20 protein-coding genes, 1 tRNA gene and 1 pseudogene are annotated in these 25,121 nt (G+C 37.1%); 10 read left to right on the top strand and 12 right to left on the bottom strand.

Annotation, left to right across the window (positions count from 1 at the left end; genetic code table 11):
- Positions 1-167: 167 nt before the first annotated feature.
- The 6 genes and pseudogenes from ACFIMS_RS00135 to ACFIMS_RS00110 form a co-directional block, all read right to left on the bottom strand.
- A complete protein-coding gene (locus ACFIMS_RS00135; protein ID WP_375607418.1) occupies positions 168-377 on the bottom strand; it encodes a 2-hydroxymuconate tautomerase family protein in 210 nt (69 codons plus the stop codon).
- Positions 378-394: 17 nt separating this feature from the next.
- Positions 395-1,483, bottom strand: a complete 1,089-nt coding sequence (locus tag ACFIMS_RS00130) for a hypothetical protein (RefSeq protein ID WP_375696249.1) — start codon at positions 1,481-1,483, stop codon at positions 395-397.
- Positions 1,476-1,625, bottom strand: coding sequence for a hypothetical protein (locus ACFIMS_RS00125; protein ID WP_375624179.1), 150 nt, complete (start codon positions 1,623-1,625; stop codon positions 1,476-1,478). Before ACFIMS_RS00125 ends, ACFIMS_RS00130 begins: the two co-directional genes overlap by 8 nt.
- Before the next feature lie 96 nt (positions 1,626-1,721).
- Positions 1,722-3,089, bottom strand: coding sequence for a hypothetical protein (locus tag ACFIMS_RS00120; protein ID WP_375696248.1), 1,368 nt, complete (start codon positions 3,087-3,089; stop codon positions 1,722-1,724).
- Positions 3,062-3,469: a YbfB/YjiJ family MFS transporter gene (locus ACFIMS_RS00115; protein ID WP_375696247.1), complete on the bottom strand. Its 408-nt coding sequence runs from the start codon at positions 3,467-3,469 to the stop codon at positions 3,062-3,064. The genes ACFIMS_RS00120 and ACFIMS_RS00115 overlap by 28 nt, the downstream gene beginning before the upstream one ends.
- Positions 3,470-3,704: 235 nt before the next feature.
- A pseudogene (locus ACFIMS_RS00110) lies at positions 3,705-3,976 on the bottom strand (hypothetical protein); the annotation flags it as partial.
- A 780-nt stretch (positions 3,977-4,756) separates the two neighbouring features.
- Between ACFIMS_RS00110 and ACFIMS_RS00105 the strand changes: the two are divergent.
- Together ACFIMS_RS00105 and ACFIMS_RS00100 are read left to right on the top strand one after the other, a co-directional pair.
- A complete protein-coding gene (locus ACFIMS_RS00105; protein ID WP_375628647.1) occupies positions 4,757-5,230 on the top strand; it encodes a hypothetical protein in 474 nt (157 codons plus the stop codon).
- Positions 5,227-6,447 (top strand): MFS transporter, encoded by a 1,221-nt coding sequence (locus tag ACFIMS_RS00100; protein ID WP_375628645.1) that lies wholly within the window; start codon positions 5,227-5,229, stop codon positions 6,445-6,447. Before ACFIMS_RS00105 ends, ACFIMS_RS00100 begins: the two co-directional genes overlap by 4 nt.
- A 601-nt stretch (positions 6,448-7,048) precedes the next feature.
- Here the strand turns inward: ACFIMS_RS00100 and ACFIMS_RS00095 are convergent.
- Positions 7,049-7,139 (bottom strand) — tRNA-Ser (locus ACFIMS_RS00095).
- A 315-nt stretch (positions 7,140-7,454) separates the two neighbouring features.
- On the opposite strand from ACFIMS_RS00095, the gene ACFIMS_RS00090 reads away from it, so the two are divergent.
- Positions 7,455-8,651 carry a porin gene (locus ACFIMS_RS00090; RefSeq protein ID WP_375612473.1) on the top strand — a complete coding sequence of 399 codons (1,197 nt, stop codon included), beginning with the start codon at positions 7,455-7,457 and terminating at the stop codon, positions 8,649-8,651.
- A 1,250-nt stretch (positions 8,652-9,901) separates the two neighbouring features.
- On the opposite strand, the gene ACFIMS_RS00085 is transcribed toward ACFIMS_RS00090, so the two are convergent.
- The 5 genes from ACFIMS_RS00085 to ACFIMS_RS00065 form a co-directional block, all read right to left on the bottom strand.
- Positions 9,902-10,666 carry an N-acetylmuramoyl-L-alanine amidase gene (locus ACFIMS_RS00085; protein ID WP_375613801.1) on the bottom strand — a complete coding sequence of 255 codons (765 nt, stop codon included), beginning with the start codon at positions 10,664-10,666 and terminating at the stop codon, positions 9,902-9,904.
- A gap of 846 nt (positions 10,667-11,512) precedes the next feature.
- Positions 11,513-13,687 carry an isocitrate/isopropylmalate family dehydrogenase gene (locus ACFIMS_RS00080; RefSeq protein ID WP_375696246.1) on the bottom strand — a complete coding sequence of 725 codons (2,175 nt, stop codon included), beginning with the start codon at positions 13,685-13,687 and terminating at the stop codon, positions 11,513-11,515.
- The gene (locus ACFIMS_RS00075) at positions 13,684-14,415 is read right to left on the bottom strand and encodes an alpha/beta fold hydrolase (RefSeq protein ID WP_375682471.1); all 732 of its coding nucleotides are present in this window, start codon (positions 14,413-14,415) and stop codon (positions 13,684-13,686) included. The genes ACFIMS_RS00080 and ACFIMS_RS00075 overlap by 4 nt, the downstream gene beginning before the upstream one ends.
- Before the next feature lie 259 nt (positions 14,416-14,674).
- Positions 14,675-15,871: a multidrug effflux MFS transporter gene (locus ACFIMS_RS00070; RefSeq protein ID WP_375627883.1), complete on the bottom strand. Its 1,197-nt coding sequence runs from the start codon at positions 15,869-15,871 to the stop codon at positions 14,675-14,677.
- A 229-nt stretch (positions 15,872-16,100) separates the two neighbouring features.
- A complete protein-coding gene (locus tag ACFIMS_RS00065) occupies positions 16,101-16,379 on the bottom strand; it encodes a hypothetical protein (protein ID WP_375648891.1) in 279 nt (92 codons plus the stop codon).
- Between the two features lie 307 nt (positions 16,380-16,686).
- Between ACFIMS_RS00065 and ACFIMS_RS00060 the strand changes: the two genes are divergently transcribed.
- The 7 genes from ACFIMS_RS00060 (at position 16,687) to ACFIMS_RS00030 (ending at position 24,672) form a co-directional block, all read left to right on the top strand.
- On the top strand, positions 16,687-17,457 hold the full coding sequence (locus tag ACFIMS_RS00060; protein WP_375630343.1) for a phage tail assembly protein: 771 nt from the start codon (positions 16,687-16,689) through the stop codon (positions 17,455-17,457).
- Positions 17,458-18,082: 625 nt separating this feature from the next.
- Entirely contained in the window at positions 18,083-19,171 is a 1,089-nt protein-coding gene (locus tag ACFIMS_RS00055) for a DUF3792 domain-containing protein (protein WP_375696245.1), read from the top strand.
- A gap of 919 nt (positions 19,172-20,090) precedes the next feature.
- Positions 20,091-20,438, top strand: coding sequence for a hypothetical protein (locus tag ACFIMS_RS00050; RefSeq protein WP_375681544.1), 348 nt, complete (start codon positions 20,091-20,093; stop codon positions 20,436-20,438).
- Positions 20,439-21,024: 586 nt separating this feature from the next.
- Positions 21,025-22,389 (top strand): MFS transporter, encoded by a 1,365-nt coding sequence (locus tag ACFIMS_RS00045; protein WP_375681543.1) that lies wholly within the window; start codon positions 21,025-21,027, stop codon positions 22,387-22,389.
- 366 nt (positions 22,390-22,755) lie between these two features.
- Complete coding sequence (locus ACFIMS_RS00040) at positions 22,756-22,980, top strand: hypothetical protein (RefSeq protein ID WP_375681542.1); 225 nt, start codon at positions 22,756-22,758, stop codon at positions 22,978-22,980.
- A 793-nt stretch (positions 22,981-23,773) separates the two neighbouring features.
- A complete protein-coding gene (locus tag ACFIMS_RS00035) occupies positions 23,774-24,094 on the top strand; it encodes a hypothetical protein (RefSeq protein WP_375696244.1) in 321 nt (106 codons plus the stop codon).
- A gap of 44 nt (positions 24,095-24,138) precedes the next feature.
- On the top strand, positions 24,139-24,672 hold the full coding sequence (locus ACFIMS_RS00030) for an abortive infection family protein (protein WP_375696243.1): 534 nt from the start codon (positions 24,139-24,141) through the stop codon (positions 24,670-24,672).
- The last annotated feature ends 449 nt before the right edge of the window (positions 24,673-25,121 follow it).

The raw sequence follows: 25,121 nt of genomic DNA, 5'->3' as shown, positions 1-25,121 counted from the left end.
CTCATGTGTAAAAACTAACACAGGCTCGTCGAGGGGAAAAACTTGGTTGTCAGCATCAGGGGCTGTAACAACCGCCCCAATGGCGGTTTGGCTAAACATCTCTAAGGGTCGTGATTTTTTACATTGATTAACCCTATTGACCTTAAATTATTGTCAAATACACAGAGTTATTCTTTATTTTGAGCTTTTCTTAATTCTGTAATGGGGACACCACCAATACCCCAATTGTCTGTCTCCACTTCATCAATCACGACAACAGTCGTTTTCGGATTTTTATTCAGAATATTAACTAATAATTGAGTTGCCCCTTCTATTAGTTGCCGTTTCTGTTCAGAGGTAACCCCTTCATTAGTAATTTTAATATTTATGTAAGGCATAAGATCTCCATAATTTACTAATATTGAATAAAAAAGCTCAAATAAATGAACGCAAAAAGATTAAATATTAATACATAATAACTATGCATTTTAAAGCTCGTATCCACCGGTGAAATATGCAGGCTACTGGAAGCAAAAATAGCATTTATTGATACAGGAGAAAGGAGTTGAGCTGCAATAAAGAAGCAAATCCAAATCAAATAATCCGTAACCCCATAAGCCATCGATGACCCTAGTAAGGGAAATGCCAAACTAAATAGCACCATAGGGTGAATTCCTACTACACTGAAAATTGGCAATACAAAGAGAATACAGGCATAACGCTGCCAAACAGAGAGTGATGCCAATGAGTGACTAAACGTCATCGACAACAAAGGAATAAGCAAATCACAAGTAGATATTAGCAGACTACAACCTAGCAACAACATAATTTCACTGGATATACTGCGTATCACTGCCACCAAAGGAGTCAAAAAATCAATACTGCGTGAACTCACACGCTCAATGACGTATAGAATGCTCGCCGTCAATGCAATGCTTTCTAGTGCATTCAACCTAATAACTGTCAACGCAACGATAAATATTAGCCAGAAAAATATCAAAAAAATCCAAATTCTTACTCTCTCTCCTTCTTTATTCGCTCTTCTCTCATCGCAAATAATCGGGTTAGCTAGCGGTACAACAGGAGAAAGGCACAACAACAACAGACTGAATAGAAAAAGTGGTATCCCCAAAGCAGCGGATGTGAATATTGGTGTTCTAGGCATAGCAGCGAAAACTGTTGCTGCACCGATGCTGGTCGGCATCAGTACCATCGTGATGCTCATCATTCGCATCACAATAGCGGCCAAATGGCGAGAGGGAAAAACACTTTTTTTCAAGGCATCAATCATTAGGGGGATAACCCCCAAACTCATCGGCCAAGCTAAAAACGCAGTCAGTATCGCGATGGACAGGGTAAGCGAACCCTTTCCATAGCGCATCAACCGTTCAGAGAGAAATTCTGAAATACGCCATGTATTCATCACATGGCGCAACAATCCCATGGCGAGTAATAGCCAAAAGACATCAGTAAAACGCACAAGCACAGTACGAACATCAGGCAAGTGCCAACGCCATATCAGCACTAAAGCACAAGCCAACAGGATGAACACACCACTGCGTGCATTCCCCTTCAACCACCAGTATGGTATCGTCAAAAGCAAATAACCGAAAACAGTCACTCCAGCCAATGGAATAAGAAACCAAGTTCTTATTGAGATAGACATAAGAAAAATGAATAGCATCAGCATCGCCATTATAACGGATACGGAGGACATGCGTATCAGGAAGCTTTTTACATCATCAATGTACATTAATTGTTGAATCTTTGACTGAGTAGCGATTAAGAAGCTGCTCGTACATGTCAGTGACACAGCGCCCTGCATCCCGCAGTGCACGAGAATTAACTAAAGGCCTAGGCAAAATATATGTATAAAAATTGGGCCCCTCTACTGGATTACCGACCACCCATAATGTATTTTGTATTTGCCCTTTAGTGTCTATAGGATGCTGCCGACGGTCAATATCAATACCACCAGGATGATATCCTTGGTTGATAAATGGTCGAATGATGCCCTGACCAGCCAAATTCTGGATAAAAGGGGACTCATCACGCAACGGAGAAAAACGATCAATCTTGGCCTTGATCAGCACATCTCCATCAACTGAACTGTTTTCATCTTGAAAAACAGACTGAATTTCGAAACGGCTGGTACTAGCATTGAGAACAAGTTTAGGTGAAGGTCCGCCAGCCAAAGTCACGATACCAGCCTCCATCAGAGCCTTCAACTCTTGGTTTCGCTGCATCGGTGGGCCGACAGAAATACGGTTAAAGTTTGGATTAAAATATTCAATAAAGTACTTGTGAGATGAAGACGTTAACCCGCAAAAATCAATTGCTGAACGTAAGATATCACGGACATCTCGTAGCACATCTGTAGCAGCTTTCACTGGGCCATCAACATTACCTGCAGCGGAAGAATGAAGATCGTCCTTCAAATGCTCCATGAAGAATCTTGTATAATCCTTCAAAGAAGCAAATATTTTATTTCGATAAGGATACAGCAACGCTTGAATACACTGCTCGTCTTTGGAAGTAACAACATAGGTTTCAGGGTCTAGCCAGTGCCCCAGCTGCGTACTTCGATAGACATAACACATTTCTTTAAGCAACAGAGGTAAAAGCTGCGTTTCGAAATCCAGCTTCGGAGAACCGTTAGCAATGCTGGATTGCTTACGCAGATGATGTATTGCATCGAGAGTAAGGAATGATGGTATGTATTGCCCACTACCACCCTTTTGATTAATCCCGCGACTACTAAAAGGCAATGTTTGACGGGAGAATAGAGCTGTCGCAGGTTCTTTGCCGCTTGGCATGTAGCGCAATTGTCCAGCATTTTCAGTAAAAGTCCCACCGCGACCGTAAGTCAATTGCGACAAGACATCATAGCTAGTTAATCCAATTCCCTGCACCAGCACACGAGACTGAGATTGTATAGAGTCCAACTTTTCAATTGGATAAGGATTCGAATAATAGTTCAGAAGAGCGTTTTTCATTTGGTGACCAGCCACAAACTGTTGCAGGCTTTCATCATGCGATGAATATATATTCTTACCGTGACCCGTGGTCATATAAACAAAATCTACACTATAATGACAGCCATCTTCCAAAAGAACATCCGTTTTATTATCTTGGTGGATATGGAGATTGATAACCTTTTGTCTGATCTCCTTAAAAAGTTTGTTGTTAACGCCATGGCAAAAATAAGTGCACTCGTCACTATAGCTGCACCAAATAGCATGTAAGGAGCACGTGATATATTCCCAACTCTGCAAAACGAAAAAAACATACTCCCAACTAAATAACCGCCATAATTAGCGCTAGCTATATAAGAAAGTTGCTTAAAGGTAAACAATCCTTCATCCAACATAACAGGAAATACCGGCGTATAGAAAAATCGCCCAATCCCCATCCCCAAAATCATAATAATCATACCGAATACAGCGATTTTGAAATAACTCAAATCTTGACGATTATTTTTTCCCCCCATTACTCTTAATCCCTTAACTGATAGCTCCCTCATCTGCGTTCTATCTCATCAACAGTAGTACTTATCTCAGAGAGTAAAGCCAATCTAGCCATTTGTTTGAACAACCAGAGCAACATATTGAGCGATTATTGTCAACATTACTGGATCAGTTATATGCATTTCTTCGTTTTACACTCTGCTCCATGTATGATCTTCTCCCTACAAAGCTTCTTTTTCAGAAAAATAATGGCTGAAATTAAGCAGCAATAACAACGAGGAAATCAATCAGCACGCCCCGTTCAAACAAGACAATATCCCCTAAAGCTCTGCTTCATCAGGTATGACTAAAATACCCTCACAAGGTTGCGTTATATTCACATGGTGAACACTCTCAACCATCAAGCGGCTTAGTATCCAACTTAAAGAGAGATCAAGGATAAGCTTTTGCGCACGCGCCCATTCTTCTCTTAAACTCTGCTCCGCTCTTTCCAAAACAAAGGAACCTTCATCCGATAACAACCAAAAATCAATAGTATTGAAGGGTATAAAGGCTACTTTTAATATAGCTTTGTTTTTTATCAGCAACAGTAAAAAGTTTGTTTTTTTTTATAAAAATTGAAATTTATTCATTTTTTATCGTATATTTTATGTTATCTTCTTTAAATTAATTAAAAGATCATAGAACATTAAACTGATAGGATGCATTTTTCTCAAGTAGCATTTTAGAGAAATGTTGATTTAATCAGTGAAGACAAGCAATGAGCAAAGTTATAATTTGAAAAGACAGTAATAATGTTTTATGATCAATGATCTAAATTAGAGACATGAATTGGGGGAGTTTGATCTTTCTTACAGCACAGTAGCTCAAAAAAACAGTAGATGAAGTTTAAAATTCACCATTACCCATCATAAGATGAAAGCTTTTATCCCACGTTTGATTTTTTTAAACTATTTTCTTGTCCTATCTGTAATATCTAAAGAATATCTTCAAGCACTCATAAGCACTCTTTTAGGGTATCATTTCCATGATCAACGTAACGGTTATCGAGCTTCCATTCAAGATACTGTTTTGCAAAAGGAAATCGTCATTTCAGGATACGGAGGGATTTATGTATTTAGTCACAATGTATCATGCCCCCTTCCTCTTATATCAGAAATTTAATTCTTAATCGTAATGACGTGATTAAAAAGCACCTTGCGAGACAATCTTTTTAATAAATAAAGTAAAGATGAATTCTGAAAAAAAATTTTAGACGTAAAGTGATACGGAGAAACAGTCAGAAAGAAAGGGGGGAATTACAAATGTTGATGACTATAAAAAAAGATATCAAAAAATTACCCAAAACCGATTTATGGATCATTTGTGCTATTTCAGCTGATCAGCAAAGAGAATGGATCAGTAAATGGTGTATAAAAAATAAACAAGCCTCTATAAGTTCTAATTATGTCAATGATCTTGCCGTCCTAGGATCATTTTACAGATCTAGACAAAATGATTGCTATGAAAGCAACAGCCCCACAAGCAACTCCCCTCAAAAGATGACAATCTCATTTATGAGGCTTATGTTGCTCCTCATAATCACTTTAAAATTGCATCATTTGCTCTCATTAATACGCTTTGAAGTCCCATATGGACTAAGGGACCTTTTAAATTTTGGGATGGTTATGGAAGCCTTCTTTCCACTAATCCCTGAATGGGGATATGAAACAGCTACCTTTTCACAGAAAAATATTCTTTTCAATGAAAATTCTTATTGTACAATCTATGAAACAACACAATGAACAGACCTCGCACCCTTGCTCTCACCTATGGATCCTATAACGCTATCCGCATGCTGATCGGCGTTTACCATGCGATTTTTTTAATGTCCATGGGAGTTAGTCTGGCGCAATTAGCTCTGCTTCAGGTTGTCTTTTCCACCACCATTCTGCTACTTGATTTTCCCTGCGCTGTTTTATCTGACAGATATCGGCGTAAATATTCCGTTATGGCTGGGGTCTTTATGACAGGAGTATTTTATCTTCTATGCCTTCAAGCTCCCAATATGACGGCACTTATTATTGCGCAAATTCTCTATGCAGCGGGCATTTGTATCATTGTCAGCGCCATTGACGGATGGATTTACCATTCTCTAGGCGATAAACAGGATCACTTTTCGCATTATGCTCATCTCTACCACCAGGTTAACTCTTTTGGAAGTATTCTCAGTGGGATTGTAGGAATTGGAACGATCTATTACTCTGGACGATATTTTATGGGATATATCATCTCATGCCTCATGATGGGATTTATTTTTTTGATCTTCCTTATTGTTCCTGAAGAAAAGAAAACGACAACTGAAACGTCCAAAACAAAAACAATCTTGCACAATGCCAAGGAAACGCTCTGGATATTTCAAAATACAGTAGGAGGAGCATGGTTTATTTTCCTCATGTGCCTTTTTAGCGCTGGTATTCAGATTATTTATCATTTCTGGCAACCGATAATACTTTCAGGGGGAAAAATTCATCACCTCAACGGTTCGCAAATGCTCGTCTTGATGTGCTGCCATATTGGAGCCTTTTCAGCACAATATTTTTCAAATTTACTGATGTCTAAGTATCATGTTCTTGATAAAAAATATAAGAATTCTATAAAATATTTTTCCTTCTTTTCTGCGCTGATGTGCATAACGCTCTATTTTTCAGTTCATAGCCATCAAACTGCTGCATCAGTCATCGCCTTCTCTTTAATCCATGGATTTATTTGCACTGTACCGATCGGCGCAAAAAGCTTATTTTTCTCAGAACTTAACCAAAAACAAACGCAGCATATTTCCGGTGTTGTTGGTGCTGTCTCTTTTAGCGGAAGAATATTTTCAATTACAGTATTGAGTATTATTTCTTTTCTTCCTGCAAAAGTTTCTCCATCTTACTACCTAATATTACCGACCATTACTTTTTTCATGTGTGGTTTGGTTGTCATGAGATGGATGAAACACTCTCAAAAGTCTCTATGAGAGGAAAACCATAACATTTCACCCACAATGTTTTCTTCTAAAAGAAATCTATAACTTTTTTGAGAGCATTGCCACATCCAACTTTCAATACACAATGCAAATATAAAGCAACACGTTGATTTATAATGATAATATACCAAACGCGAATATTGTAAGATTCTTTCTTTTCAAATCTGCTTTATGGTTGAAACAATCAAAATCATTTGCTTGCACATCATAAGCAAAGAAAGCCGTATAAATAAAAACGATTTAGAAAGGAAAAATGCCTTTTATGAACTCTCATAGTCAAAATCTATAACAACAGGAAGGCAGATATATAAGCAGATATATAATATGCCTCTTTGCATCTTCATAAGTATACAAATGATGTGGCTTTATAAGGCTTTATATGTCTCACAGAAACTTTTGTGTTTTATACCATTTACGAGGCAGCGTCGCAAAATGGGCTTACACACATTGCAAAGATATCTCTTTAAAACAAGCGCATAAATCGGCAACACAAGTATATTTGTGTTTAGAACATGCTTTTTATATGAGAGGCATAATCCCAACGGGATAAACAGAATTCCGATACACAGTCAACTGCTTTTATAACAATAGATGGCGGAGAGGAAGAGATTCGAACTCTCGAGAGCCTTTTGAGCCCTACTCCCTTAGCAGGGGAGCGCCTTCGACCACTCGGCCACCTCTCCAACAGAGAGGCATAAATGGTATCAACAGAAAGTTCAAGACATTTTCGATTTTTTTCCCAAATATCTGAATTTTTTTTCCTTTATTGATCCCATAAGGAGCAAAAGTTAATAAAACAAAAATTGTGTCTTTTTTACCACAGCATCTCGAATAGTACATGTATATATTACAAAAAGGTAATTTCACATTTGAAACTCTAAAAAGATTAGTTATAGCTAAGATAACAAGTGCTGCGTATTTACTTATGTCTTTGTCCTTAATGCGTTAGGCAAATGGTACTCTTTAGAAGAAATTTAACCGGACCTCGGAGATCCCATATGAATATTAAATCCCTCTTTTTAAGCTCTACAGCAGCTTTTTTAGCAATTTCTGGAGCACATGCTGCTTCAACAGTTATCGCCGAACCCGAACCTGTAGAATATATTCGCGTTTGTGATGCCTATGGAAAAGGATATTTTTATATCCCTGGAACAGAAACCTGCATGCGTTTATCAGGAAATGTTCGTACTGATTTTATAGGCGGTGATAATATCGATGCAACAACCGAAACTGAACTAAGAAACAAAAGAAAAACCTATGGCGCAGCATCACGGCTCACCCTTGTTTTTCAAGCAGCTTCTGAAACAGAAATGGGAACACTTCGTTCATATGCAAGAATTTATTCAAACTGGGGTGATGGTAGAGACAACGCTGCTGCAAAGCTTGCCGCGGCTTACATTGAACTGGGTGGTTTTCGCGTAGGTCTTGATGACACAATTTTCAACAGCTGGACTGGTGATTATGGAAATGTTCTCAATGATGACAGCATAGCGCCTGCCGGCACAACACGCACCAATTTTATTTCCTACACCTTTAGTGGTGACTCCGGCTTTTCTGCTATTATCGGCGCTGAATTAGGCAATAATGCAGATTCTCTTCCAGGAATAACAGGATACTACATTGATAAAGATGATAAGCTTGTTTCTATCACTGAGGGCACTCTTCCAAGTAAAGCAATTAAAAATTACACCCCGAATGTGGTTTTGGGTATAAAGTTCATGCAAAAATGGGGTGGTTTTTCAGCAGTTGCAGCATATGATGCTTACTACAAAAAGTGGGCTGGAAAAGTACGTGCAGATTTCAATGTCAACGATCGTTTCAATCTATGGGTAATGGCTGGCTATAAAAATGGACTTGATTACTACACAGTAAATGCAAATGATGAGTTATCACGAAAAAGCACAACAATTTATGCAAACTGGGGTGGTAAATGGGCTGCTTGGGCGGGTGCCACTTACAAGCTTACTCCAAAAGCAAATTTGAATGCTCAAGTTTCTTATAGTGCTGTAAAAACCTTTGCAACTTCTGTAAATATTACATACACGCTGGTTCCAGGATTTGTGATTACACCTGAATTAACCTATGTTTCTTGGAACGATGATCGCGTTGTGACGGATAAAAATAATGATGAAAAACATTTATTCAACAAGAAAAGTGCTTTTCAAGGTATGATCCGTTTACAGCGTTCATTCTAATCCTATTTAAGCTACAGCTTTTAAAAACTGGCAACATGGTTTGCCAGTTTTTATTTTTGAAATCAAATATCATGAATATCTTTTCCTGATACGTATTGTCTTGTCTCTCGAAAAAAAACCGACTTAGTTTCATAAAACTACTCTTAGAAGATTAACCTGATATGTTTGATAAGAGCACCTCACACGGGCTTTTACACATCACTTCAAACACAATCTCTTCCTTGCCCTTTAAAGCATGAATAACCCCTTTGCTTTATGAGCAAATTGGTCTTTCTTGGTAATTTACTTCTAACCTTTGTTAATTTAGGTCATGATCTTCTCAAATAAATTCTACACTGAACAGATAAAATATTGAAAAAACAAGATATCATTGTGTTTTTGATATGCCTGAATGTGTCTTCTATCAACACTCTAAAACACAACGTTTTATAACACTGCTTCATTAAAAAACTTAATCATTAAGAAACATGCTGTCAAAACCATGCAAACATCCCCTAAAGCAATAAAAGAGAAAAGAGATATATCTTCAAAAAAATGAATTGACCTCTTCCCCTTCTAAAGAATAGCCCCCCTATCAGTAGCAATCTGTAAATGCCCCTATTTTTCTTGAATCTGCATCACTTTGATTTATAATCATAATTTATAATTTTGCATGTTTCAATCAACCAAAACCTTTCACTTGTACACGACAAGCGGAGAGAGCCGTGTGAATAAAAACGAGTAAAGAAAACCCTTTTATGTATCGTTTTCAGTTCCAAGGGTTGTCGTAACATTGAGATCTAACAAAATGTACGATAGTGCTAGGCACTTTTATTAAGCATAAAAATGAGGATACACTTCATAGAGGATTTTAGATTATATTCTCTATGAACGTCGTTATAAAATATGTGTTGTGATACACACTAAAAGACATTTCTTTAAAACAAGCATGGAAATATACAATACAAATCCATTTTATTTGAAGCGTTTTACCCTGCGTAAGGAACATGTCATCATATACACAACATCTTGGCTTTATGCGTTTTTAAAGGAAGAAAAATATAAGACAAAGAAACAATAAAATTTAATCTCTGCAAATCATAGAGCTTTCAGAGTTATGTTTCCATAAAACGCCTTATACCCTACAGGGGATTTTTTACACGATTAATGCCCTTTTTACATAAAGCCAATTGGCAAAAAGCAGCCTTTCCTGATAATAAAAAGGCTTACACGTAATCATAAGCCATATTTTCAATTAAAACGCATTGAATTCACGGAAAATACTTATCAACCAATGCATAAAGAATTGCTGCTGTTTCAACATCTAGAATCCCATCATAATTTTCTTGACGAAAATGAAGTTGAAATGCTCGGATCAAATCTTTGTATCCTGTTTGGGTACACGCAGCAGAAATGTCATATCCATAACATTTTAGCTTCGCCAAAACATCTTCTTTGGGTGGCAAATTCTTAGAGAATTGCTCCTGATAATGACTTTTTAGTTCATCATCATACCATGCTCCTATACCTGCGCTATAAAGTTCTCTCCATGGAAAAGCTGCTCCTGGATCACTTTTTCTTCCAATGGCAATATCACTATGTCCCACCACATCTGTTGGCATAATATCGGGATACCGTTGAAGAATATTCAAGGCAAGTTCCTTAACAGCATCAATTTGTATTGGATTATAAGGAGGAAACATACCCGTCCCATCATGATAAGTCGCTAAATTAACGATTTCAATCCCGATAGATGCATCATTGAGATGACTATGCCCAGCCCATGAACTCACACCCGCATGCCATGCACGCTCATTTTCATCAACCAGATTAAAAATACGCATATCCTTAAAGCCTGCCTCACGATATGTCTGCTCTGAAGGATCAGGAACAAGATAGTGTGCACTAACCTTTTCTCCTGTAAGCGCCATAATCGAGGCTTTAAAATCAATAGCCGTATAATGCATAACGAGAAAATGAACGCGACGACTAAAACTCTTGACAGAACGATAACTGTTGTAATCAATCTGATACATAAAAGCCCTTTCTTTTTTGCTTAAAAAACCACTGCGCATCACAACAGATAGAATACGAACTGTTAAAAAATGCAATAAACTTCCCATCTAGATACTAAGAATTACGACTAAAATTTGTTCATCAAAAATATTGACATTCTTATCAACAATTAAGACCACATTTTTATTTTTCTCCCACACACGCATAAAATGTTTTTAACCACATTAAATATTTTCCCCAAAAAAATTCCTACAAATTACCAATCAAAAAGAAAACAAAAGCGTAAAATGATCACTCCTTAAATCTTCACGTCTTACAAAAAAAATAGTTCTTCCTGTTATCAAATTGAAAAATATCGCCCCTCGGAAGTGAACACCCAACGATCATGCAATCACACAAAAACTTAAAGGAAAAATTTTATGAGCTCTTTACAGCAATTTATTATCAGATAACAGAACGGCACATGTTCGCAATAAACTCTTCACGGACATATTGTTCAATAAAATTTGCAAAGCTTTCCTGTAAATGACACGACTTCTTGTCTTTTCACACCATCGCTTTTTGATTTTCAGAAGAATCTCAATTATCTACAACGCTTGCGGTACATGACGTCTCTGGATTCCTTGTCATAGGCTCCATGAAAGATAACATCTTAATTTATAATCATAATTAATCATTATAAATATTGAATATAGCGAGCCTAATATCGTAAAGTTTTTCTTAATCTTGAATCAATCAAAGTCATTTAATGACACATCAAAAGAAAAATTACCCTATAGACAAAAACCACTGAAGAAAAGGATCAAAGTACTTCTTATAATAGAACGTTCAATAATTTAGGCAATATTTTACATCCCCATAGAGGTTCATTTTTTCTTCTCCATTTTCAAATATCTTTTTAAGACAGCCCAGGCTGCATATTCTTGTAAGACGACACCTAAAAGTGGTCGCGTATAGGGAAAAGTTATACGATCATCACCATAACCTTTCATCCGTATAGTTATGGTAGCATGTCCAAGGCTTTCTGCTTGATTTTCTAATGTCTCCAAAGAAGGCTCTAGGCTCACTTCAACCTCAAGCAGTGGAATATCTTGTTTACCTTTTTCTATGGGCTGAAAATATTTTAAAAGCAGCGGATCATTGGCAGACCAATGAACCTCTGCATGCATCGCTAATTGTTTACAAGCAGTAGTAACTTCTGCCCCAACTAAATAGGGGTGAAAATGATTTTCAAATGCTTCCACGAAATGTTGTTCCAAGAGCGCTTCTGATTGAGCAACCAGTTGCACCAAAACATAGGGGCTTTTCCATAAAAAATGCCGTTCAAAGGGTTCATTTTCAAGATGATCATCAACCCACTGCGCAATAGTACTTTCATCAATTCCAATCAAAGTCCATGCATACTCCGCACGCGATACAGAAAAATATTTCTTCTCGTTGTGTTCTAAATAATTCTCTAAAAGCGCAAGAGCCTGTGATGGTGGACCAGGCAAAACAACAAGTGTACTTCCATCGCAAGAGAGATAAAACCCTGGTGCTGTGCCTGTAGGATTATCAAGCACAGTTGCTGTCTCAGGAAACAATGCTTGACGTGCATTACTCTTATCCGCCGTAATCCCTAATCGTTGTAATTGACCTTTTATTGTTTGCCAAACATCTTCATGATGTACCAAAGGCTGCTTTACAGCTTGAGCAACTCCATCGCGTGTTTTATCATCTGATGTTGGTCCCAATCCCCCACTGATAATGATAAGATCTTCTTGTCCAAGACAAGAAACAACAGTCTCACTGATTTGCTGTAATTGATCAGCACAAACAAAATGACGTGTGACTTGAATATTTCTCTTGTTCAAGCTTTGGCTTAAATCTTGTAAGTTCGTATTCAAATATTGTCCTGAAAGGAGTTCATCACCAACGGTAATAATCGCCGCACGACAAACAAAGACAGGATTCATAAGAGAATTGCGAACAGCTTCAGCCATTTGACGGGTAGAGGCGACACCTCCAAGATCATAGGTAACGGTTTTTCCAGCACGAATAACCTGATCAACACTCTCAGATAATTGTTTTGCTGCATCTTTAAAGCCTAAGTGCTCTAAGAGTAAAGCCGTGGTATAAAGCATCGCAGAAGGATTGGCTTTATTTTGTCCAGCAATACGTGGTGCGCTTCCATGAACAGGTTCAAAACAAGCAATCTCGCTCCCCACATTCACATGAGATGCAAGCCCCAATCCCCCCATTATCCCAGAGCCAAGATCAGAGAGAATATTGCCAAACATATTTTCAGCAACAATCACACCAAACTGCTCTGGCTTGGTTACAATCCACAAAGCAACCGCATCAACATTCTGAATATCTGCTTCAATTTCCGGATAGTTTTGCGCAATTTTCTCAAAAATTTCCTGAGCAAACTGCCCACTTTCTCGCATAACATTGGGCTTATCAGCAAAAGTAACGCGCTTAAAGCCATATTTCCTTGCATACGAAAAAGCATATTCAAATAACCGCTCTAAACCAAAGCGTGTCTGCAAACGGACTGTCCACGCAGCTTCCTCAAGCCCATATTTTGTCAAATTTGGATGTTTTAGCCAAACGGCTGTTTCAGGAGAAATACCCCGAAAATCCAATCCAGCATAAAGGCCTTCACTATTTTCTCTGATAACACAAAAATGAAAAGGTTTTCTCGGACCAAAGATGTATCTTACAGGACGTATATTCGCAAACAAACCTAACTTTTGGCGAAGTTGAAGTGCGGGAGCAACATAGGCAAGGTTTTTCTCTTTTAAATGCGGAGCAAGTTCTTTTAAAGCCGCTTCTTTTCTTTTATTGGTCACAGCACCAAGTAAAATAGCATCACTCTGAGTAATTTTTTGCCAAGTCGCTTGAGGGACAGAATCTCCTTCCTGTTTCCAACATTCAAAACCAATATCACCATAAGTCAATTCAATCGGCAATTGAAATTGCTCTAAAACCATCAACGCAGCATCACAAACCTCTAGGCCTATCCCATCACCAGGTAAGACAAGAACTTTCTTTTTCATAGTCCCTCCATCCACTCATCAATGACTGCATCCGTCATAGTAGGATTATCCTCCCACAAACGCGTACCAGCACCAGAGATAAGCTTATATTCATGATTCAGATTATGACTTTGTGTCTGATTATTTACCGTTGCAAGTTGCGACTTTTCTCCCACTAAAGCTAAAAACTTCCCCTTGTACTTAACTAACTCATCTCTAGCATCCATCATCAATAAGAGTTTAAAGCCTCTTGTCATGCGTTCAATTGCCACGCTTTTTTGTTCATCAGGAATCTCCAATAAGGCTCTTTTTTTCATAACGCCAGAAGGATGCATAAAACCATTGAGTATTTCCAAAGCCCCCGATAAATCATTATTTTCTAAGGAGGCAAGAATATCTCCAAGGCGCCGTTGCAAAACCTTATCTGGATAGCCAGGCGCATTCACAGCAAGCACAGCTTGAACATTGGGAAGCTGGGCTGCCAATATTTGTACCAATGTTCCAGCCATAGAAAATCCCACAAGCACTGCGGGCTCTTTAAAATAGCTTTTAAGTTTTTCTGCCATAAAAGATAAAATGTCTACAGCAGAATAATTGAGAACATGAGAACCCTTAGGAAAAAGAGAAAGCGTATCCAGCAGAGTGACAGGGAATCCTTTTGTTGAACATAGCTTTGTCAATGGAGAACAAAAAACACCACCATCCCAAATTGGCATTACAGGAGAAAGAATAATAATAGGAAGGCTCATTGATCAATTCCTCCCCTTATTTTAAACATGCATTAGAGCCAGAAATTTTCCCACCCAATATAATGAAAATATGTTGAAACTCTAGGCTCATATTCTCCCCCCATAATAATCGATTTGTTAAACTCAAACTAAGCTTGTAACAAATTTTAAACCCACTCAATCCAGCAACTTAATAAAAAAATTCATCTAATGTACAGGTGCCCCATTTGTGTAAAACATCAAAAGCATTTCCGCATAATGCTTTCTTTTTATCATTTACTCAGCTTATTTCTGAAGTCATAAAATGACGCGCTTTTTGAATATAAATGATAAAACCAATCATACAACACACAGCTAATAAAGCTGCCATAGCCCGTGGGCTATGACCAGAGATTTTTCCGATAACCGCTGCACTGAGTGCCGCACTTCCTAATTGCAAAGATCCCATAACACCAGAAGCCGCTCCCGCAGCTTTCGGATGCGATGAAATAGCCAACGCTGTTCCTAACGGCAATAAAAAACCATTGCCAAAAGTAAGAACAGCAATAGCCATAAAACTTGTCACAAGGGGCCATGGGCTTAGATACATTTGCAAAGCAAACAGCACACCACCTATCACGAAAATAATGTACCCTCTCCCCACAGTTTTTTCCATAGACTCGCGTTCAAAAAACCATCGCGCCAAAAGATTTCCCAAAATATAGGGAAACGAGACACCAATATAGCTATAACTAATGTGTATCGGCGATAACCCCAAAGTCGTGAGTAAAAAAGGCGACTCCACAATATAAGCAAAATAGGCAGCGTAAGAAAAACACGGAATAAGTGCATAAAAAATAAATTGTTTATTTCTGAAAACGCCTAAATATGCCTTCATTAATCCTACAGGAGAAAAATGCTGCCGTTTTTGAGGGGGTAGAGTTTCGCTTAGCACAAAACAACATAGCAAAATGGTCAAAAATATAAAAAAGCTTAAAAAGATAAAAGTTGCCTGCCAATGAAAAGCTTGTATCAAAAGTCCACCAATGAAAGGTGCAAGCGCTGGTGACATTCCAATAAAAGGGAAAACAATCAAATAAAGTTTTCCAGCCGCTTTTTTATCCAACAAATCATTGATAATTGCACGACTTAAGACAAGTCCCGCACAAGCACCAAGACCTTGCAAAAAACGTAACACAAGAAAAGCGTGAATATGAACCGTATAAATCACACCAAGTGTCGTAAATAACCACAAGAATAAGCCCAATAGAAGTGTTTTTTTACGCCCAAAATTATCACTCAGCGGCCCATAAATGAGCTGTCCAAGTGCCAATGCCAACAAAAAAACCGCCACTGCACTTTGAATTTGAGATTGTGTCACTTGATAATATTGACGCATATCGCCCAGTGCTGGTAAAAAAATATCGGTAGAAATCAAACCTCCTGTTGATAAACATACGATAAGTATAATGAATGGTAATGTATATTTATGTTTCATCAGGAAAGTCACATTTCTTAAATTTAAAAATATTTAAATTTTACGTTTATAGAAAAATAATAATTTATATTTATAAATATAAAGCTATTTTAACTTTATCCACAGGGAATAAAATAATCAATTTTCTTTATTCTTTTACTTTATTCGAGAATAATTCAGCTTGTTGATACATAAATCCAGTGTATGATCCGCACGCACACACTCAACACGTAAATAAACACTTAGTGCTTCACTTTATAATTAATTTTAAAGCATAGCAAATCGCAATTTTAAAACTATACGCAAAAGAAGCTAAAAGATCAAAACTCCCCTTTAGAGATATATTTCCCAATCCGAAATAGCGCATTTTGTTATATTCATGTTGCCCTATCTTCATCAGCTTTTTTTCATTGATATCATCAACAAAAACGCTCCCAAACTCTATCCCTCTCCATGATAACAACATCACTTTCCCGACAACATCTTTTATCAGAAGTGGTTTACAACGCTCAAAGAAAAAAGAAGCCACAAACTCCCTTTCCTCAAAACTCCCCACGCAAATATTATTGTAACAATACAGCATATAATAATGGCTCATGGAGAAGTCTTTATCAACACAAATAATTGAGCAAATAAACTTAATAGCCCACTAATATCATAAAGCAAATTGTGCTTCTATCTCGCTCTAAAATCTAAATTCATCTTGTCCATTTTGTTAGAATTTCATTCTACATAGCCAGCACAAAGTTTATTGCCTAAGCTATTGACAAACATGATATAATAAAAATTTGACGAATCATTCTGCATCTAATGTAGAAAGCAAGGAGAAGCTATTAATGAATATAACAGAACGAGCCACGTACCAATTACTTGGACCTATTAAAGTGGAAGGAAAGACATACACAGAAATCACCTTACGCCGCCCGAAATTTAAAGACTTAAAAGCAATACAGAGCAAAGAAGGCGACGAGCAATCAATTGAAATGATCGCATGTCTTTCAGGGTGGTCCTATAATGCCATCAGTAAACTTGGTGTTCGTGATTTTTTAAACATTAAAGACATTTACGGGCCTTTAATAAAAAAAGTATTAAAAAAACTTGATAAAATGAATACAATCATAAAAATCCCATCCCTAAAAATCCTATCCTTAGAAACTCAATTTTCTAAACATCTCAAAAACTTTATAAACAAAGTAAATGCACCCATAAAAAGCATAATGGATGAATGTATTTTAATCGACAGTAAACCCGAAAAACGCACAAGTAACCTTTATACAAATACATTTGAAACAGAATCCATGACAACTGCAAATGCAAAAGTGAAAACCTGTAGCACCTATGAACCGATTACAGTTCATAATCCCTACGTCATAAAGGTGGAACGCATGACCTTTACAAAATGCACTTTCTTAATACAAGATGGTCCATCGAACCAAATTTATCTCTCAAATCAAAGTGCTCTTACATCGTATAAAAAAACTGCGGGCGAAACTAAAAAACAACCTTTGGAGAGAATCTCAAAACTTTTGGACATTGTCTCAAAACTTTTCAACTTTCCTCTCTGGTTTTGGGAGTTTTTACTCAAAGAACTTAGAAAATTTTTCTAGCATTGTTTTGATATAGAGCAATAAGAGAAGGAAAAACAGCTTAGAACACTAATGTTTCTTCCTTCTCTTTTATCTCTCATAGCTTTTTGAATTGAATACTTTTGATATTTATTTTGAATAATTGAAGCATTCTTTTAATTATAAGTACAATATAAAAAACTAAAATTTTAGAAGACGCGCTGTTTTTACAAAAAAATGAATAATAAAATAAAGACTCCAGAATTTTACTTTTTACCTTCAAACATAATCAATGATGGAAAAGCGTTTACAAAGTTTTCCTCAAGCAGTATCTGGGACATTACTTGAAAGAAAAGCATTAAGAGAGCTTACTTTTAAGCTAAGGGGGAAAGATTAAACTTCACAACGACATTCAATCTTTTAAACATTGCAGTACAGAACGGGAAAAGAGAGCCATACCCCCATAGACCGTTTACCCCCCATCAACTAAAATTCTCGATAAACTGGTATTATCAGTTCTAGACTGGAGTCATGTAAGAAGAATTTTAAGTAATGATCACCGTCTTGTTTTCGATGTTTTCTGTCCTTTTTGGCGCATATCTATTCACTTTTGGAACATAATTTGCAAAAAGGCATTGTATCTCCAGCATATTCAAGGAGATAAAACATGGAAACTCGCATTCCTGAAAACACACCATTTGAGACGAATTTTCTAGGAGAAACGTCTCTAGAAGAAAAGTATTCACTCTTTCACACACCCATTTCATGGTCCGCAATCTTTGCGGGACTGGTGACGGCTCTTGCCACCTCAATCTGCCTCTCTTTTCTGGTCGCCGCTTTAGGCTTAAGCCAAATGGATTTCACTTCTTCAACCCCATTTGAAGGCTCTTTCCTCTCCTTTGGCGTGGGTTCTGTTATCGTTACACTGATTAGCCTAGCCTTGGGAGGCTTTGTAGCTGGACGTTTTTCTGAAACCTCAGGAACGCTTCATGGCTTTCTCACTTGGGCTCTCATAACATTGCTGATGACCCTCCAAGCCATCCACGTGGTTTCTAGTACAGCAAAGATAGGAGCTAAAACGGCTCTAGAAAACAGCTCCATGGTCCAACAAACCGTTGACAGCCTAAAAAACAATATTTCCCCTATACTTGCAAACTTAAACAGCGAAAGTCTTGAACAGTTTTTTGCAAAAAATAGTGACAATGATATCAATTTTGACCAACTTAGGAGTGAATTGCGCACCCTTCTCAATAAAAGCGACATTCCTGCTCTCAACCCTGATCGCTTAAAACAAACCTATCAAGCTGCACTCAATGATATTGGTTCTGCAATAACAGCTTTCAAAAATGACCCTTCTTACTATCGCACCACTTTAAAAAATCTTGGTGAGCGCCTGTCCGATCGTGTAGAAGATCTCACGACAAAATTTGATCGAAGTGATATCATCAAGGCCCTTGTGACCGATGGCATGTCCCGTTCGGATGCACAAACAGCAGCCAACCATGCTGTTCAACTCTATCAAAGCGCAGAGGAAAAGACCGAAAAAGCCATCAAAGTCCTTGAAGAACGGGCAGAAACACTTTCAGACAATCTTGAGGATACGATCAAGGGAGCAAAAAACACTGCAACTAAAGCCACAAAAACAGCCTCCAATATGGGGTGGTGGGGCTTTTTAGGAAGTCTGGTAGGCGCCATTATTTCCAGTATTTTTGGCTATTATGGTTATAGAAGCCGTAAGGACACTTTCATGCTTTAAAACGTCTACCTGTCTACCTTTAAAGCAAATACATAAAAAGCTGCACGCATAGTGCAGCTTTTTTGCAAAATTTTCTTGATTTTTGTATGCTTTTCAACACAACAAGAATTTTCAAAATCCACGTGAAGCTTTTATAATCGTGAGAAACAAGCTGCAAAATAAAAGATTTTTTTCAATAATTCTATTTTTTTATGTTTTTCCTTTAAAAAACTTCTTAAATGAAGTGTTGACTCCATCGATTATATATATATGCCATTACAGCATAACAAATATGCGACTCTTGCTCTATTTTTTCCATTTAAGCCAAACGAATTTCGCAAAAAAATATTTCTCTACGATCAACAACTTTTCTCAATGTGGAAAACATATCAATCTTACATCTCATGTAAGAGGGAGCATTATGCGGTTAACATTTCATCCACACACAATATGAGAGAATAAGTTGAATTCTCTGATACAAAGGGAATACCAACCTACCAAATTATCTATTCTCAACAAAGCAACACTCTCACCACTTCAATACCAGTATTTTAGTTTGAGGATACGAACAAAATTTACATTCTAGATTAAATGTATCAAATAAATAATGAACATAAAATCTATGAATAAACAATGGTTTAACTGTACATGCTTCAAACAAAGAACAAAATTCTATAATCATGCGTTATTAAATTTTTTTTTGTAAATATTTTATACAGATATCAAAAATCGTACCATTGCTTTCAATACAAGAAACCGACATAAAAAGTTTCATATTGAATGACCAAAATAGTCTTTTACAAATTGCGATATTAGAGCAAAAACTTCATTGGCTAATTATATGAAAAAATAAAATAGAAAATGCATTTTAATAAATATAAAAGCAAATTGTTTTATAAAAGAATATGACAAAAACTGATAAATCAACTTATGATCATGTATTTATGATTCAGATATTGAGTTCAATTTTGCACAATCATTTGAAAAAAACGATAAGATTAAAGTTTATGCGAAACTGCCTAAATGGTTTAAAATTGATACATCTCTTGGATCATATACTCCCGATTGGACTGTATTATTCGAGCAAAATGGGCAAGAAAAACTGTATTTTGTTGTGGAAAGCAAAAGAAGTATTTTCGAAGACATGTTGCGCGTTCTGGAAAAAGCAAAAATCCATTGCGGTCATGAACATTTCAAAGCTTTGGGAGAAAATACCCAATATATTGTTTCTGATAATTATCAAACTTTTATCGATCAAGCACTTCAAAAAGATACCATAACAACTTGAAAAAATGTTTTGGCTATGGAAACAACCCTCCCCTATTGTTTATAAAATGCACCTTTTTCCTACTCTATAATTTACAAGCCCTTCCTTATAACCGATTTTAATTTTTATTAAACAATCAAGAGATTGTTGAACATTTTCCAGAAAAGGCTGCACATTTAAGAAAAGAAAATTATAAGCTATTGAGAATACATTTGACACCCAAACAATCATTTAAGCATAAAAAATGATCTATAAACAAACATTGGATTTTTAAGTCAATAATTTGATTTATAAAGATTTTAACATTTTCCATGTTAAATAATAAATGCAAATGGAGCAGGCATGCACGTCTCGTGTAGGTTCTGCTTTTGCTCTCATACAGAGTGAATTGACAGTAAACAGACTCCTCGATAAACTCATTAAGATCAACTTAACCGATGGTTTTATTTTGGAGGAAGAGGGATTGTATACAAGGGGACCATCAGCGCTCCCAATCACATTTATCCCAATATCAAAACCACAGCCATCACAAACACATGTTAATTTTTAAAAGTCTGGGAATGGGGCGGGGACAATATTTTAAAGAATATCAACAGGGGGCATAATAATGCAAAAGAGAGATTCCTATACAAAAACAGAAAGGTATGTCATATATACCGTCATTATTTCCAGCATACTTCCTCTGCTGGACGGGAGCATTGTCAATGTCATCCTTCCTAACCTTGCGCATTATTTTTCAGTCGGAGAAAATAATATACAATGGGTTATAACATCCTATTTTCTCGCCACCGTTCCAGGGCTGCTAATGGCCGCTTTTGTGCAAGGAAGAATAGGTATCAAAAGCACTTGGCTTCTTGCAAGCTTCATTTTTATGCTTGGATCACTGGGGGTAGGATTAAGCTATAATTTTCCAACTATTATATCTGCCCGTATCGTTCAAGGTTTTGGGACCGGTCTTTTGCTGCCCCTTAGCCAAACCATCATTGCCTTACAATTTGGACAGACACGAGTGCGCCAAGCCATGGGCACCATAGCCGTACCAACAGTTTTCGCTCCTGCCTTTGGTCCGCTGGTAGGCGCCTCGCTTGCTCAGTATGTGTCTTGGCGTTTGTTATTTTTTATCAATATTCCGCTTATTTTATTGGCACTCACCCTTGGAGCTAAACATTTAAAGAGCAACGAAACAACAAAAACAAAATTTAACTTATTTGCTTTTTTAGCGTTTTCCATCTCCCTTCTTTCGTTTTTTTATCTCACAGAAGCCAGAAATATCAATAACCACAACACCCTCTTTATCCTAGCGCTTATAGCCGTGATATCTCTCATATTATTCATTGTTTCTAATCAGAAAGCAAAAAACAAATTAATCGTCTTTAGCGGATTTCAAAATGCGCGCTATACATTGCTCATGATCATGGGGCTCGTTGCTTCATTTCTTTTTTATAGCTTCCTCGTTTATTTCCCACTAGCCGTTGCCATGGGAGGAAACTATGAAAAGAGCCTTCTCATCATCGGTGCCCTCCTTGCTCTGCAAGGAGTGGGTGCGTGGATTGGCAGGAAATTTATTTACCAAAAATGGAAAGAAAAATCTCCCTTTTTCATGATAGGAATTGGTTTAGTGATATCAAGCTTTGGGTTATTATGCTTCGGCTATAATATAAGCATGGATGGACTGGGATTCTTGCTAAGAGGCATAGGACTTGGCATCGCCACCATTGTCTGCCTTTCCGCCCCCATCCAATATGTCAACAGTTTATACGTCAAAGATACAGCCGTTATCACACGCATATTACAGCAAATAGGTGGTGCCTTAGGGGGTATATTCGCTGGCTTTTTGATCCATTCGCTGACAGAAGAATCCCTGTCCTTAAACCAAACATATATCGTATTCTTCATATTCTCTATCGCTGCATTTTTACTGTTTTGCCTAGCCCTCCTCTTATCGCGTAAAGAGAAGAATTTTGATTTATGATATGCTTTGTTTGAACACCCTATCCATAACATTGGCAATGGCATATAAAATCATACAGCATTTAGCACTTTTCGAGAAACCAACACACTGAGACATTGAACACAGCCTTCATCATTTTTATGAAAGAACACTAAACCGATAAGCTCCTTAAGCTCTAAAATTGATCACCTCCAGTAACGTACGGTGTTTGTAATTTTATGATACCTCTGTGCTTTTAAATCCCTCTAAAAACCTCTTGAAATATGGGATTTTCTGATCAGACCTTTGCAAAGATCCACGAAATTAAGCACGCGTTTCAATGCGGAATAGTTCCATAAATGCGCTAACAGACGCCCTACAGAACCAGCATAGAATATAGAACCCACAATGCCCCCAAATGCTGACCATCTTCTGGCACGCATCGCGATGCAAAAAATCGCACTGTATTGCAAACTTGATAATGTTATTCGCCCCTTTTCAAAGTCATTGAATCACTATGCTTTCATAACAGCAATAGGTCCAAATGAAACTGAAGCGACAAAAACAGCTGGTAAAGCAGCATCTTCTCTCCATTTCATTGTTAACTGTTATAAGAAATTTCCCCCACTTTAATAAAAAATCCCTCTCTCATTGAGAGGGAAATTTTAAAAACATTGAAAATCATAAAGCATGATGACAGACAGCAAACCATCTCTAAAAAGACTGTTTCTTGATTTTCACAGCGTACTCTTAGATTTCTCTAACATTTTCCTGTCTTTAAATTTTCCTTATAAGTTTTACGGACAAAAGAAGCTTTTCAGAACTCTTTTACACATAACTTCATTGCTTCAAGCTCCCTTACAGACACGATAAACGTTTATATTTCCATCTACCAAGTATGCGAGCTTCACAGCGGATATAATGAAAACAGTCTTTTTATAGAAAACCGTAAGCTTTAACGGAATAAACGAGATTTTAAACTAGCCTCCCGCATTACTCTATACCGGTTATGCAAATAAAGAGCGCCATCTACTTTTTCTGACAAGCAAAGAACACACACAACATTTAGTAACATGCCATTATTGAAATTCTTGTCACAAAACCTTCCGTTCAGGGATTATGCGCATTGCCTACTTCCTTCTCTCCAATAAACAATCTGCCAATAAAGAATGCTATTGCAGTTACGATAATACAAAATTATACTTCTGTTCTCATTCTATATTTTTCCAATTATTACGCATTATTCACCCCCTTCACTGTTATAACAATGAAAGGAAAAAAATTAAAACACAATATGGCATTTCTCTTTCACAAATCTTATATAAGCCACAAAATTGTTGCGCGACTTTCTAAGCAAGGTCAAGCAATAAAATTATATTCTAACAACCACTCCACATACCACTTTTTGATATTATAAAGCCATAAAATGCAATTATCATCTCCGCAAACAATATCTCAGAAAAACAAAATCCCTTCTGCAATCATTGGACTACTCCCTCCAATGTTTGCGCACCATTATACGCATAACGAGTTAGATGACTTGTTTATTGCATCATTTGCTCCTCCTGAAATTCCAGAAGGTACAAAAATCCAAAAAGTTAAAGCGTGGCTACGTGCAATCAATTCTCAATGCGAAGAACCACTTGAATTCCTTGGTAACCTGCTTAGTGATTTTATGGAAAAAGAATATTATGATCCAGACCCTACCGGATTGAATTCATCGTTATACAAAAAACTCTACAGTTAAAAGAAGATCAACGTAAAATTTTAGAAACGTTAAAGAAAGATGGATTGGAATATCAGCGTGGAGGGTATATTATCAAAGCAGGTCTTCTTTCTATAAAAGAGCTACAAAACCGTATTGCAGAGAAAGGACTTTCAGCAGTAGAAATCGAAATAAATAGGGCATTAGAAAATATAGAAAAAGATCCAAGGGAGGCCGTTCTATTTGCAGCAAATCTGTTGGAAGCCTCTTGCAAAGCTTATCTCGACCACCATTCTATCCCATATGCAGAAAACGCCCGTAATAATCTGCCCGCTTTATGGAAAGAAGTTGCTAAGAAGGCTAAGATTCATACTGACGATATAAAGCAAAAAAACTTAAAAAATCAAGATCTAGATAAAAATGACTTAAGAATGATCGCAACCGGTCTATCCAGAATCGTTAGTGGTACTATGAATTTAAGAAACAAGAAAAGTGCAGCGCATGGCCGCTCAAAAAAGGATTTTGAACTAATCAATCTCAAGCCTCGCCATGCGCGTTTAACTTTTAATGCCGCCCATTCTCTCTCAATTTATATTTTAGAGCTCATGGATCAGCCATAATAAAAAACCATATCACGACTACCAGCATTTTTTCGTGCCATTTTTAATGCCTAAAAAGCATTAAAGGGGAGTGGTTGCTTCTACCCCACAAAACCAAATATTTCTATAGCATGACAGAATGAGTAATCACACCACCCTATAGTTCTCCTTTTCCCCGCGTTTCTAGGCTCCGCTTCTAAAGTCAGTGGCAATTTCTGTAAATGCAAAAGCCGCCCTTAAGGATGGCGAATGAGGATGGTGCAAAAGTATTGCCTTGATTATTTTTTTTAAGAACAAACTAGCTGGTGTACTATTTTTGGAAAGCTCTCGTGCAGAAATATTATGATGGAGAAGCTAGTCATTATGATAAAAACACAAGTCTTAACTCCGTAAAGAGAGAAAATCTGAGCTTAGATTTAATTCCTACAAAGCCTTTATGCGCGTAAATTACGTACCTATACGTTCTTCCC

It is taken from the genome of Bartonella sp. AP331QHHD (assembly GCF_042195905.1).
GTDB lineage: Bacteria > Pseudomonadota > Alphaproteobacteria > Rhizobiales > Rhizobiaceae > Bartonella.
This window is presented reverse-complemented; position numbering and strand designations above follow the sequence as displayed.